Here is a 12,914-nt window from a genome sequence, read left to right on the forward strand (position 1 = left end):
TTGCCAAACTCAGATCGGGCCGCGACAGCGGCACGATCTTGACGAAAAGAATATGCGCGGAGGGCCTGTAAGCCGGATTCTGTCCAAGGGGTTGCCCCCTCTGGATGACCATTCATCTTAGGCCACGGTTGCCCGTGGCCCTCTAGCTGCCAACCCGAACCTGCTGGGGACAAAGCATCCCCGAAGGCCGAAGCCTCCACGCGGTTCCTATTTGGCATTGCTCCCGGTGGGGCTTGCCGTGCCACCCCTGTTGCCAGCGGCGCGGTGGGCTCTTACCCCACCGTTTCACCCTTACCCCCGCATGCGAGGGCAGTTTCTTCTCTGTGGCGCTTTCCGTCGGATTGCTCCGCCCGGGCGTTACCCGGCACCGTTGCCTTGTGGAGTCCGGACTTTCCTCGAACCCGAAGGCCCGCAGCCATCCAGCCCTCCGCGCGATGCCCCGCCTACGCGCCTACCCTGCGTTGGTCAATCCCGAAGTCATCCGCCAAGGCCTCCGCCATGGACACGTCGCGTGCGGTGACAGGACCTTGAGCCGTCGGGTTGAACCTAAGCCGGAAGCTTGCCAACAGTGTTTCAGGTTCCGTACTATCGGGATAGCCAAACGCAATTGCGGCGCGCACGAAGCGCGCTAGATCAGCCTCCGCGTCTTTCATGTTCTTCGGCCAAATAGCCAGTCGTTGCCGGACCAGCCGTTGCCAATCAAAACGCCGACCCGGATCAATTTTACGACCTGGGGCGAAATCGGAATGGGCGATCACGCCCGCTGCCGGAATATCCCAGCGTGCCATTATTCCGCTCAGCAATATCTCTAAAGTGTCAACCAATGGAGCGGCGAACGGCACAAACCCGGTGTTAGACATTTCAATCCCGATGGATCGGGAATTCACATCCCCCTGCCCTTGCCAAGTGCCGGTACCAGCGTGCCAAGCGCGCTTGCTTTCCTCGACCATCTGAATGACGTGGCCATCCTTACGGATCAGGTAGTGCGCCGATACCTCATTGTCCGGGTTGCACAACGTCCTGCAGGCGGCATCACAACATTCCATCGCCGTGTAGTGCAACACGACCAGATCAGGGCGCGCGCCATCCTTACGTTCGCCAAAATTGGGCGAAGGTCGCCATTCCGGCGTCATGAAGCTAGCCCTTGTTTACCAGTTTACGGTATTTCCCGGGATTCCAGCCGCAGGCATATCCGTCCCCATCTGGGTCCACAGCCAGCTTGTCTTTCTGCGGACCACCAGACTTAAGGAAGGCATCCTGCGCCAGCTCGGAAGAGCTATAAGTAGCGCAGGCCTTGGCCGTCTTGCTCTTGGAGAAGACCGAGCGGCGATAGACTTTCTGGCCAACCGGGTGACTGGTCTGCAGGGCGAACTCAACGGGGGTTTGTGCCCCACCTCCGCCCGGACGGCTTGGAAGCGCTTTCGGCGCGATTACCTGATACTGCGCGCTTTGAGCCTTACGGCGTTGCGCGTCGCTTTCGATGCTTTGGCGGCTTGAGACCGCTTGGAAATCCTGCTCGTCAGAAATCGACGGATTATTCAAGTCCGGCACTGGTGCATTGGGCGAGGTGTTCTGAATTCCAACTGGCACGCTTTCACCGCGGGCGGGTTGCCCAGGCGAGCCACGTACTGCGGCCACAGCGTCGCTGGCGGTCTGCTCCTCAGGAGTCTGCGGGGCAACAGTCTGTTGGCCAGACCTCTGCGCACGCAGTTCCGCGTCACGGGCCTGCTTTTGCGTCAAATAGGTGTCGTAATCGTCGAACCCGACGCCTGCACCGCTATCCGGCACAGCCGGTGCACACGCTGCCAACCCTGCCACAACCAAAACCGCACATATACCACGCATGAAAAGCCTCATTTCTTTTTAGTTGCGGATGAGATTACCACCATTTGGCGGGCTTCGCCACAAAACCGGCCGCCTGCTCAAGCGCGTAGGCGGTGTTGAGTAGATCACCCTCTTCCCATGGGCGCCCAATCAGCTGCAAACCCAATGGAAGCCCTTGTTTATCAAGACCCGCAGGAACCGCGATGCCCGGAAGGCCAGCCAAATTAACTGTGACCGTAAAGACATCGTTGAGGTACATCTGAACCGGATCAGCGTCCGCCATCTCTCCCAAACCGAACGCCGCCGACGGCGTCGCCGGCGTCAGGATCGCGTCAACGCCCTGAGCGAAGACGTCCTCAAAATCCTTCTTGATCAGCGACCGCACCTTGCGGGCGCGGTTGTAATAGGCGTCGTAGAAACCGGCACTCAGCACATATGTGCCGATCATCACGCGGCGCTGCACCTCCGGGCCGAAGCCCTCGGCGCGGGTTTTCTCGTACATTTCGGTGATGCCGTCGCCTTGGCCAATCTTGGCACGATGGCCAAAGCGCACGCCATCATAGCGCGCAAGGTTGGACGAGGCTTCCGCCGGAGCGACCACATAGTAGGCGGGCAGCGCGTATTTGGTGTGCGGCAAGGTGATGTCGACAATCTCCGCGCCTGCGTCTTTCAACATGGCAGTGCCGTCGGCCCAAAGTTGTTCAATCTCCTGCGGCATGCCTTCCATGCGGTATTCCTTGGGGATACCGATTTTCTTACCGCGAATGTCGCCGGTCAACGCAGCCTCGAAGTCTGGCACGGCCAGCTCGGCGCTGGTCGAATCCTTCACGTCGTGACCGGCCATCGCCCCCAGCATGATCGCTGCATCTCGCACGGATTTGGTCATAGGGCCCGCTTGATCCAGCGACGACGCAAACGCCACAACACCCCAGCGCGAGCAACGACCATAGGTTGGCTTCAAGCCGGTGATGCCCACGAAGGCCGCAGGTTGGCGGATCGAGCCACCCGTATCCGTGCCCGTCGCCGCCATGCACAAGTCCGCCGCCACAGCCGATGCTGAACCGCCCGACGAGCCACCAGGTGTCAATGGAGTGTCGTCATTGCCCCGACGCCAAGGGTTCACGACATCGCCATAGATCGAGGTCTCGTTGGACGAGCCCATGGCGAATTCGTCCATGTTCAGCTTGCCCAGCATAACCGAACCCGCATCCCACAATTGCTGCGTGATCGTGCTTTCGTACTCCGGCTTGAAACCTTCCAAAATGCGCGACGCGGCTTGTGACGGCACGCCCTTGGTGCAGAACAAATCCTTAATACCCAGAGGGATACCGCACATATCTGGCGCATCGCCTGCTTTTATCCGCGTATCCGCGGCGGCGGCTTGGGCGCGGGCAATCTCAGGCGTGTTGTGCACAAACGCGTTCAATGCTCCTGCATCTTCAATCGCACCGAGGCAGGCATTTGTCAGCTCGACAGACGTCACACCGCCTTTACGCAGCGCGTCGCGAGCTTCGGAAATTCCCAGTTTGTTTAGGTCAGACATTACTCAACCACCTTCGGCACAGCAAAGAAGCCTTCCCGCGCATCGGGGGCATTTTTCAACACAGCTTTTTGTTGGCTGCCGTCTGTCACGACGTCTTCACGGCGTTTTAGACGCTGGGGCGTCACCGATGTCATCGGTTCAACACCTTCCACATCCACCTCATTGAGTTGCTCCATAAAAGCAATAATCCCATTCAGCTCGCTTGCCAGTTTGGGCAAGTCTTCCTGAGGCACAGCAATGCGCGCCAGCTTGGCCACGCGGGCGGCAGTTTGGGTGTCGATGGACATCAGACAGGCACTCCTAATTTCGTCTCGCCCCGTTTACCCTCGTGCCCGCACAGCTTCAAGCGCAACCGCATGCTTCATCTTGGGTCACGTTTTCTGGGGCCCAAAAGCACGGCAAGGCAGCACTGCTACCGTTTCTTGGCAAAGAACGATTTCAACAAGGTCTCCGATATCTCCGAGGCAATCCCGTCATACACCTCAGGCCGATGATGGCTCTGCGCATGGTCAAACACCCGCGCACCTTGGGCAACACCCCCAGATTTCGGGTCAGACGCGCCGTAGTAGACACGTGCCACCCGCGCCGCAGCAATGACACCCGCGCACATGGCGCACGGCTCCAGCGTCACGTAGAGATCGCAGCCAATCAGGCGTTCCGATCCGATGGTTTCACATGCCCTGCGAATTGCCAGCATCTCTGCATGAGCGGACGGGTCGCTCAACTCACGTGTGCGGTTGCCTGCTTTCGCCAACACATCCCCGCCCTTCGAGACGACGACGGCCCCCACCGGCACTTCCCCACGCAGCGCTGCAAGTCGCGCCTCTTCCAAGGCCAAATCCATATGCGAGGTAAACACCATGACTTCGGATACCCCCTTCACAAGACCAAGCCAAGGGCGTAGGCCCACCACATGAGCACTGATACACCCAAAGGCGATCGTATCGCCAAAGTTCTCGCCCGCGCTGGCGTCGCATCGCGACGTGGCGCTGAGGCAATGATTGAAGCTGGCCGCGTGACTGTGAACGGCAAGCAGATCCTGTCTCCCGCCCTTAACGTGACCGAGGCCGACGAGATCGTGGTGGACGGCAAGCCCTTGGCCGAGCCGGAACCCACACGCCTATGGCGCTACCATAAACCATTGGGGCTGGTGACGAGTGAGTCGGATGAAAAGGGTCGCGACACGGTTTTTGACGCGCTACGTGGCACCCTGCCCCGTGTGGTAAGCGTCGGCCGGCTTGATATCAATTCCGAAGGTCTGTTGTTGCTGACCAATGACGGTGCACTCAAGCGTCAATTAGAACTGCCCTCAACCGGCTGGCTGCGTAAATACCGTGTGCGGGTGAACGGCACGCCAGAGGATCATACCCTAGAGCCCCTGCGCCGTGGTGTTGTTTCCGAGGGTGAGAAATTCCAAGGCATGGAGGTCGCCTTTGACCGCCAACAAGGCGCCAACGCTTGGCTCACCGTGGGCCTGCGCGAAGGCAAGAACCGCGAAATTCGCCGCGCTATGGACGAGGTCGGATTGAAGGTGAACCGTCTGATCCGCATTAGCTACGGCCCGTTCCGCCTGAACGACCTGAAGCCGGGCGAGGTCGAGGAGGTCAAGGGTCGTGTATTGCGCGAGCAGCTTGGCATGCGGGAAGACAACGAAAAGCCTATGCTGAAGAAAAAGCCCCCCCAAAAGCGTCGCCGCCAGTAGCGCCACACTTGCCGCGACACGTTGAGGCAATCTATTGCCCCCTTTGGATTGTTCTGTATTCCTAGCGACAACGCGAACAAACGGGGGCACACACATGGCCGATCTTCTAACTGCTGAAAATTTCATCAACCTTCTTATGCTATGCTTCCTGCAAGCGGTGCTGGGCTTCGACAACCTTCTATATATCTCCATCGAAAGCCAACGCGCGCCGGTTGCACAGCAAAAGGCGGTGCGCTTCTGGGGCATCATCATTGCGGTCGCCTTACGCATTGTCTTGCTGTTTGTGATGGTCAGGCTACTCGGCGCCCTGACGGAGCCATTTTACATCTTTGAATGGGACGGCATCCTGACCGGCGGCGTCAATTTTGCCACCTGCGTGTTCGTTTTCGGTGGTGTGTTTATCATGTACACGGCGGTCAAAGAGATCAGCCACATGCTCTCGGTCGAGCATCTTGGCCACGACGTCGAAGGCAAATCGGGCAAGTCGGCCTTCAAGGTCGTAGCGTTAATCATCTTCATGAACCTCATTTTCAGCTTCGACTCGGTCCTGTCGGCCATCGCTATCACCGAGGTCTTCCCGGTCCTCGCCGCCGCAATCCTGATTTCAGGCATTGCGATGCTGGTACTGGCGGACGGCGTCACCGAGTTCCTGCAAAAAAACCGAATGTACGAGGTACTGGGCCTGTTCATCCTGTTGATCGTCGGTGTCGTGTTGCTGGGCGAGGCCGGCGTGGCCGCATCTCATGCCACACACAATGAAGAACTGGCCTTGAAGGTGTTTGGCTACCCGATCATCCCGATGTCCAAATCGACCTTCTACTTCTCGGTGGTGGTTCTGTTCGTGGTGGAGTTCATCCAATCGGGCTACGCGAAGAAGCTGGCCGCCGAACGCAGCAGCGCACAAACCGGAACGCACTGACTTCTGGTAAGTTGCACGGCGAATGCCTATGTTTGCCGTGCATGATTTTTCTAGAACGACCATCGGGGGTGGTATGTCTGCCAGCGCGCTTCAAAAGATTTCATACGTTTTGCTCTTGGTGCTCGTCGCCATGGCATCGGCGGGCATACTCTGATGGCGCAGAAATTTGGCGGGCAATACAGCCCGGATGGGAGCAGCCCAGAGGCTCCTAAGGCTTCCCCGTTTGCGGGCAAGAAGCCTGCGATAGGGCGCACTCGTGCCAATCTTCTTTTCGTCGCCGGCCTTCCGCTTTTGTTTTCATCTATTGGTGATGGCGCACGCGACATGGCTTTGGCGTTGGTGGCATTTGCGCTTGTAGCACTTGGCGCATGGCTGACACGGGAAGGCATTGATGCGCAAAATGCCTATGAAGCGCGCACCATCGCGCGCCGCCCTGCGATCCCGCGCAAGCTGTTCGGCGCAATTGCACTGGGACTAGGGGTAGGCCTCGCAACCTTGGACACAAGCCTGATGGACGGTATTTTGTACGGTGTTATTGCCTTGGTCTTGCACCTGACCGCTTTCGGGTTTGACCCAATGCGCGACAAAGCCCTTGAAGGCGTGGATACTTTCCAAACCGACCGCGTTGCGCGCGCCGTGGACGAGGCGGAGCGTCATTTGCGCGCGATGACCGATGCGATCGCAACATCGGGCGACCGCACCATGATCGCCCGTGTCGAGCAGTTCCAAGCCACCGCGCGGTCCTTCTTCCGCACGGTGGAGAACGATCCACGTGACCTGACCACCGCGCGCCGTTATCTGGGCGTGTACCTGCTGGGGGCCAAAGACGCGACGATCAAGTTTTCCAAGCTTTATGCCCAAGGCCGTGATCCGTCCGTCAAAGCGGACTACACGTCGCTTCTTGACGACCTTGAGGAAAATTTCACCGCGAAAAATCAGGCACTTCTGTTAGATAATCGCACCGATCTAGATATTGAAATTGACGTACTGCGCGACCGTTTGCAGCGCGAAGGCATCCGCCTGAACGAAGGGGAATAACTTATGTCCGATACTGTCCGCCAAAAGGCCGAACAATCCACGCAAGCTCTGGCAGAGCTGACGGCGGTGGTGCTCAAGGAGCCCTCAACCGACCTTGTGCCATTGGCGAAAGCCGAAGCGCCCGTGGCCGCCGAAATCCGCCGCCGCATGGACGAGATCGACATGACCGACACGAATTCCATCGTGTCCTTCGGCTCTGGCGCACAGGCCGGTTTGCAAGAAATCAGCCAATCGATGCTGGCCGACGTGAAAAACAAGGACGTTGGCCCCGCAGGCGGTAGCTTGCGCGACATCGTCACCACCATCCGCGGGTTCTCGATCTCCGAGATGGATATGCGTCGCGAACGCTCGTGGTGGGAAAAACTGCTGGGTCGCGCAGCCCCTGCGGCGAAGTTCATGGCCCGCTATGAAAGCGTCCAAGGTCAGATCGACAAAATCACCGACAATCTGTTGTCGCATGAGCATGTATTGCTCAAGGACATCAAATCGCTCGATGTTCTTTACGACCGCACTTTGGATTTCTACGACGAACTGGCGCTCTACATTACCGCCGGTGAGGAGAAGATCGCAGAACTCGACAGCAAGGATATTCCGGCCAAGGAAGGTGCCGTGAAAAAGGCCAAAGAGAATGACCAAGTCATGGTGGCCCAGGAATTGCGCGACCTGCGTGCGGCCCGCGACGATCTGGAACGCCGCGTCCACGATCTGAAGCTGACCCGTCAGGTGACCATGCAATCGCTGCCCTCCATCCGGTTGGTGCAGGAAAACGACAAGTCGCTGGTGACCAAGATCAACTCCACCCTCGTGAACACCGTACCACTGTGGGAAACTCAACTGGCACAAGCGCTGACCATTCAACGCTCCTCAGAGGCAGCCGCCGCCGTGCGTGATGCGAACGATCTGACTAACGAGCTGCTAACCGCCAACGCCGAAAACCTGCGCACCGCCAACAAAGCCGTCCGCGAAGAAATGGAGCGCGGTGTGTTCGACATCGAAGCCGTCAAGAAAGCGAACGCAGACCTCATCGGCACGATCGAGGAAAGCCTGCAAATCGCCGACGAAGGCAAGCGCAAGCGTGCCGAGGCCGAAGTGGAGTTGCAGCGCATGGAAGGAGAGCTGCGCGATACGCTGGCCTCCGCTTCCGCGCGCGGCACGGCGTCAGGTCACAACGTCGGCTCGTCCGCCGGTTGATTGATGCGGGGCGCTTTTCATATTGCACTTGCGGGGCTGATGGCGGTGACGCTGTCAGCCTGCGAAGCGCCTGTGAGCAGTCCCCGCCCGGCGCAACGCGAGGCACCTGCGCCGGAGCCCAGCCAGAAGCAAGTTGAACCGTCGGCGCGCTCCAAGGAGTTGTCTGCTTACTATGCGCAAGTTCAGCGCAGCTTGATTTCCCAAGGGCTGTTACGGACCGATGGCGGTGGCTACGACACGCCATTCTCCAAACGCCAGTTGGTCAATAATTTCATTCAGATCGGGGTGTTCAACGAGTTCACGCTTGTTGATGGACTCTATACCGAAGAACGCTCCGAAGGTCGTGTGCAACGGTGGGAGAAGCCCGTCAGCATTTCGATGCAGTTCGGCGCAGCCGTATCGACAGACATCCGATTAAAAGATCAAAAGACTGTAGCGAGCTATGCCAACCGTCTGTCGCGGGTATCGGGCGAAAAAGTCGGGGTCACGCGCGGCAAAGGCAACTTTCACGTCGCAGTCCTGACCGTCGATGAAATCGAAGATTTCGGGCCGGAATTGATGAAGCTGATCCCCGGTTTGGATGCAGGTATCGCCCGCCAAATCACGAACATGTCCAAGCCGATCTACTGCGCGGTCTATGCATTCTCGGATGCGAGCAAACCTGACAGCTTCCATTCCGCAGTGGCCATCGTGCGGGCAGAACATCCTGACCTATTACGTCAAAGCTGCTATCACGAAGAAATCGCGCAAGGGCTAGGCCTCAGCAACGACAGTCCCGCCGCGCGCCCTTCGATTTTCAACGATGACGACGAGTTTGCGCTGCTCACGCGTCATGACGAGTTGCTACTCCAAATCCTCTATGACGAGCGCCTGCCGCTCGGCTCCACCCCTGCTCAAGCCCGCCCGATCATCGAAGTAATCGCGTCGGAGTTATTGGGCGGCGAAAGCTAACCTGAAGACCATTTTTGTGAGGACCACATGGGTATTTTTGATTTTCTGACCGGCGAGTTCATCGACGTCATCCACTGGGTTGATGACACCCGTGACACCATGGTTTCGCGCTTCGAGCGTGAAGGCCACGAGATCAAATACGGTGCCAAGCTGACAGTGCGCGAAGGTCAGGCGGCGGTGTTTGTGCATGAAGGCCAACTGGCCGACGTGTTCACGCCGGGGCTGTATATGCTCGAGACGAACAACATGCCGATCCTGACGACGCTGAACCACTGGGATCACGGCTTCAAATCGCCGTTCAAATCCGAGATCTACTTCGTCAACACCACCCGTTTCAACGATCTGAAATGGGGCACCAAAAACCCGATCATGCTGCGCGACCCCGAATTCGGCCCCCTACGCATCCGCGCCTTCGGCACCTACTCCGTCCGCGTCACGGACCCCGCATTGTTCCTTCGTGAGATCGTCGGCACTGACGGCGAATTTACCATGGACGAAATCAGCTACCAGATCCGCAACATCATCGTGCAGGAGTTCTCTCGTGCGATTGCCAGCTCCGGCATTCCTGCACTGGACATGGCGGCCAACACAGGTGATCTGGGCAAGCTCATCGCCGCTGCCATCTCGCCTATTGTCGCCCAATACGGTCTGACCATCCCAGAATTCTACATTGAAAACATCAGCCTGCCCGCCGCTGTTGAAGCCGCCCTCGACAAGCGCTCCTCCATGGGCATCGCGGGCGACTTGGGCAAATTCACCCAGTATTCCGCAGCCGAAGCGATGACTGCTGCCGCGTCCAACACAGGGGCCGCCGGTGGCGGCATGGGCGCAGGCATCGGGGCTGGTTTGGGCATGGCAATGGCCGGTCAAATGGGCCACGCCGGTCCTTGGGGTCAGGCCCCGCAAGCGCCTGCGCCCCACGCGGCAGCCCCGCCACCACCACCAGTGGAGCATGTCTGGCACATCGCCGAAGCGGGTGAGACCAAGGGGCCGTATTCCAAAGCCGCCATGGGCCGTATGGCGGCTGATGGTACTTTGCTGCGCGAAACGCTTGTCTGGACCGCAGGTCAGGACGGTTGGATGGCAGCTGACGATGTGCAAGAATTGGCACAACTCTTTACCATCCTGCCGCCCCCACCCCCGCAAGGTTAAGCACCATGGCGGCGTTGCTCTAAGGTGGACGCCGCCAGAACACTCCAAACCCATCATGCGGAATTTCCAACGTCATGAGTGACAACCCCCTCGACAATACGGCCCCAGAAATTGAGCACAGGTTTCCTTGCGACACCTGCGGCTCCGACTTGCGGTTCGATCCGGACGATAACGCGTTGAAATGCGATCATTGCGGCAATGTCGAGCCGATGCTGGAGGCCGTTCATTCCACCATTCGGGAACTGGATTTCCAATCCGCCGTTCGCGGCACACTTCAAGACTCCGAGATGGAAGAGATCCGCGTCTCCAAATGCCCCAATTGCGGCGCGCAGGTCGAGTTTGATCCCGACAGCCACGCCGCGGAATGCCCGTTCTGCGCAACACCCGTCGTGACAGACACCGGCACCCACCGCCACATCAAGCCGCGCGCAGTTCTCCCCTTCGAGATCGCCGAGCGCGACGCCCAAAAGTCCATGGTCGACTGGCTGGGCAAGCGGTGGTTTGCCCCGAACGGGTTGCAGGAATACGCCAAGAAGGGCCGCAAGCTCGACGGTATCTACGTGCCCTACTGGACTTATGACGCGGACACCAAGACCAGCTATACTGGTCAGCGCGGCAAGATTTACTATGAAACCCGCACAGTCGTACGCGACGGAAAACGCCACCAACAACGGGTCGCCAAAACGCATTGGTCTGCGGTCGGCGGGCGCGTGGCGCGGTTCTTTGATGACGTGTTGGTTCTGGCCTCCACCTCGCTGCCCAAAAGCTACACTGACGCGCTGGCCCCTTGGCATCTGTCGCAATTGGCCCCCTACACACCCGAGTACCTCGCCGGTTTTCGCGCAGAAGGGTACACCGTCGATCTGGAGGACGGCTTCCGGGAGGCCCGCGCCAAGATGGACGCAATGATCACCCGCGATATCCGTTTTGACATCGGCGGGGACAAGCAGCGCATCACGTCTGCCAACACCACAGTGAAGGACGTGACCTTCAAGCATATCTTGCTGCCCGTCTGGATGGCCGCCTACAAGTACCGCGGCAAGACTTACCGCTTCGTCGTCAACGGCCAGACTGGTACGGTTAAGGGAGAGCGCCCATACTCGTCCATCAAAATTGCGATTGCGGTCATCATTGGCTTGCTCGTTGCCTTAGCGGTTGGGTATGGCATGGCTTTGAACCAATAGAGAAAAGGTGGCGAGCATGATTCTGTGTTGCGGCGAAGCCCTTATTGATATGTTGCCCCGCACCTCCCAAGAGGGAGAGGCCGCCTTCGCGCCCTTTGCCGGCGGCGCGGTGTTTAACACGTCAATCGCCTTGGGGCGAATGGGCGTTGAACCGGGCTTCTTTTGTGGTCTGTCCACCGACCTGTTTGGTGAAACGTTGGAGGCCAAGTTGGACGAGGCGGGTGTCTCCTCTGACCTCGCCTTCCGCTCCACGCGTCCAACCACGTTGGCGTTCGTGCGCCTGACGGACGGCCACGCATCCTATACGTTCTACGACGAGAACAGTGCCCTGCGGATCATGACAGAGGCTGATTTACCCACCCTGCCGGAAAAGGTAGCTGCCTTGTTCTTCGGCGGCATCTCCTTGGTTGGCGAGCCTTGCGGCTCCGCCTATGAAGCCTTGATGGCACGCGAGGCCGACTCCCGCGTGACCATGATCGACCCCAACATCCGCCCCTCCTTCATCACCGACCGCACGGGCTATGTTGCCCGCATCACGTCGATGATGGCGATGTCCGACGTGGTGAAGCTCAGCGATGAAGACCTGCACTGGCTGGAAGGCGACGGCGATCTGGACGCGCTGGCGGGGGCGCTGATTGCACGTGGCACCAAGGTTGTCTTGATCACCCAAGGATCGGACGGGTCGGTTGGCTACACCGCGCAGCACCGCGTTGTGGTCCCTGCGAATAAGGTCGAGGTCGTTGATACCGTCGGCGCAGGCGACACCTTTAACGCGGGCTTTCTTGCGGGGCTGCAACACGCAGGCGCGCTGGACAAAGCCACGCTCGCAAACTTGTCGGAAGACACGCTGCGCGATGCTTTGGCCATGGGCAGCCGGACCGCCGCAATCACCGTTTCGCGCGCGGGCGCCAACCCGCCATGGGCTCATGAGCTGTGAGGGCGCTGCTGCAAAGGGTGTCCCAAGCCTCCGTCTCGGTGGATGGCGAGGAAGTAGGCCAGTGCGGCCCCGGATTGCTGATCCTGATCTGCGCCATGGCGGGCGATACGCCAGAACAAGCCACGCGCATGGCGGCCAAAATATCCAAACTGCGCATCTTCAAGGACGAGGCGGGTAAAATGAACCGCTCGCTGCTTGATACTGTTGGCTCCGCGCTCGTTGTCAGCCAGTTCACACTGGCCGCTGACACACGCAGCGGCAATCGTCCCGGCTTCTCCACAGCGGCACGTCCTGACGAGGGCCGCGCGCTGTACGAGAAGTTCGCCGCAGACCTGAGCGATCTTGGCATCGCCGTCGAAACTGGCGATTTCGGCGCTGACATGGCGGTCAGCCTTACCAATGACGGCCCTGTCACCATCTGGATGGACGACGCGCAATAGTCCCATTGGCGGCGCGGTTTCAAACGCGTAGGC

General features: G+C 59.1%; 14 protein-coding genes and 1 other RNA gene. 9 read left to right on the top strand and 6 right to left on the bottom strand.

Features of this window, described 5'->3' with window-relative positions:
• Nucleotides 1-52 precede the first annotated feature (52 nt).
• From rnpB to BCF46_RS06410, 6 genes are all read right to left on the bottom strand, one after another.
• An RNA gene (gene rnpB, locus BCF46_RS06385) (RNase P RNA component class A) lies at nt 53-431 on the bottom strand.
• A 12-nt stretch (nt 432-443) separates the two neighbouring features.
• Nucleotides 444-1,133, bottom strand: a complete 690-nt coding sequence (locus tag BCF46_RS06390; RefSeq protein WP_211332785.1) for an N-acetylmuramoyl-L-alanine amidase — start codon at nt 1,131-1,133, stop codon at nt 444-446.
• A gap of 4 nt (nt 1,134-1,137) precedes the next feature.
• On the bottom strand, nt 1,138-1,845 hold the full coding sequence (locus BCF46_RS06395) for a hypothetical protein (protein ID WP_245989881.1): 708 nt from the start codon (nt 1,843-1,845) through the stop codon (nt 1,138-1,140).
• Nucleotides 1,846-1,879: 34 nt separating this feature from the next.
• Complete coding sequence (gene gatA, locus BCF46_RS06400; RefSeq protein WP_121022881.1) at nt 1,880-3,367, bottom strand: Asp-tRNA(Asn)/Glu-tRNA(Gln) amidotransferase subunit GatA; 1,488 nt, start codon at nt 3,365-3,367, stop codon at nt 1,880-1,882.
• Nucleotides 3,367-3,654: an Asp-tRNA(Asn)/Glu-tRNA(Gln) amidotransferase subunit GatC gene (gatC, locus tag BCF46_RS06405; RefSeq protein WP_121022883.1), complete on the bottom strand. Its 288-nt coding sequence runs from the start codon at nt 3,652-3,654 to the stop codon at nt 3,367-3,369. Before gatC ends, gatA begins: the two co-directional genes overlap by 1 nt.
• Before the next feature lie 125 nt (nt 3,655-3,779).
• Complete coding sequence (locus tag BCF46_RS06410; RefSeq protein WP_121023281.1) at nt 3,780-4,229, bottom strand: nucleoside deaminase; 450 nt, start codon at nt 4,227-4,229, stop codon at nt 3,780-3,782.
• A gap of 51 nt (nt 4,230-4,280) precedes the next feature.
• Between BCF46_RS06410 and BCF46_RS06415 the strand changes: the two genes are divergently transcribed.
• The 9 genes from BCF46_RS06415 to dtd all read left to right on the top strand — a co-directional run bounded on the left by BCF46_RS06415 (nt 4,281) and on the right by dtd (nt 12,881).
• On the top strand, nt 4,281-5,069 hold the full coding sequence (locus tag BCF46_RS06415; RefSeq protein ID WP_121022885.1) for a pseudouridine synthase: 789 nt from the start codon (nt 4,281-4,283) through the stop codon (nt 5,067-5,069).
• Between the two features lie 94 nt (nt 5,070-5,163).
• Nucleotides 5,164-5,988, top strand: coding sequence for a TerC family protein (locus BCF46_RS06420; RefSeq protein ID WP_121022887.1), 825 nt, complete (start codon nt 5,164-5,166; stop codon nt 5,986-5,988).
• 153 nt (nt 5,989-6,141) lie between these two features.
• Nucleotides 6,142-7,026: a 5-bromo-4-chloroindolyl phosphate hydrolysis family protein gene (locus BCF46_RS06425; protein ID WP_121022889.1), complete on the top strand. Its 885-nt coding sequence runs from the start codon at nt 6,142-6,144 to the stop codon at nt 7,024-7,026.
• Nucleotides 7,027-7,029: 3 nt separating this feature from the next.
• The gene (locus BCF46_RS06430) at nt 7,030-8,217 is read left to right on the top strand and encodes a toxic anion resistance protein (protein WP_121022890.1); all 1,188 of its coding nucleotides are present in this window, start codon (nt 7,030-7,032) and stop codon (nt 8,215-8,217) included.
• A 72-nt stretch (nt 8,218-8,289) separates the two neighbouring features.
• Entirely contained in the window at nt 8,290-9,168 is an 879-nt protein-coding gene (locus BCF46_RS06435) for a DUF2927 domain-containing protein (RefSeq protein WP_211332786.1), read from the top strand.
• Between the two features lie 27 nt (nt 9,169-9,195).
• Nucleotides 9,196-10,320 (top strand): SPFH domain-containing protein, encoded by a 1,125-nt coding sequence (locus tag BCF46_RS06440; RefSeq protein ID WP_121022892.1) that lies wholly within the window; start codon nt 9,196-9,198, stop codon nt 10,318-10,320.
• Nucleotides 10,321-10,394: 74 nt separating this feature from the next.
• The gene (locus tag BCF46_RS06445) at nt 10,395-11,504 is read left to right on the top strand and encodes a TFIIB-type zinc ribbon-containing protein (RefSeq protein WP_121022893.1); all 1,110 of its coding nucleotides are present in this window, start codon (nt 10,395-10,397) and stop codon (nt 11,502-11,504) included.
• 16 nt (nt 11,505-11,520) lie between these two features.
• Nucleotides 11,521-12,441: a carbohydrate kinase family protein gene (locus BCF46_RS06450; RefSeq protein ID WP_121022894.1), complete on the top strand. Its 921-nt coding sequence runs from the start codon at nt 11,521-11,523 to the stop codon at nt 12,439-12,441.
• Nucleotides 12,438-12,881, top strand: a complete 444-nt coding sequence (dtd, locus tag BCF46_RS06455) for a D-aminoacyl-tRNA deacylase (protein WP_121022895.1) — start codon at nt 12,438-12,440, stop codon at nt 12,879-12,881. Before BCF46_RS06450 ends, dtd begins: the two co-directional genes overlap by 4 nt.
• Nucleotides 12,882-12,914: the final 33 nt, after the last annotated feature.

Source organism: Litoreibacter meonggei, assembly GCF_003663885.1.
Lineage (GTDB): Bacteria > Pseudomonadota > Alphaproteobacteria > Rhodobacterales > Rhodobacteraceae > Litoreibacter > Litoreibacter meonggei.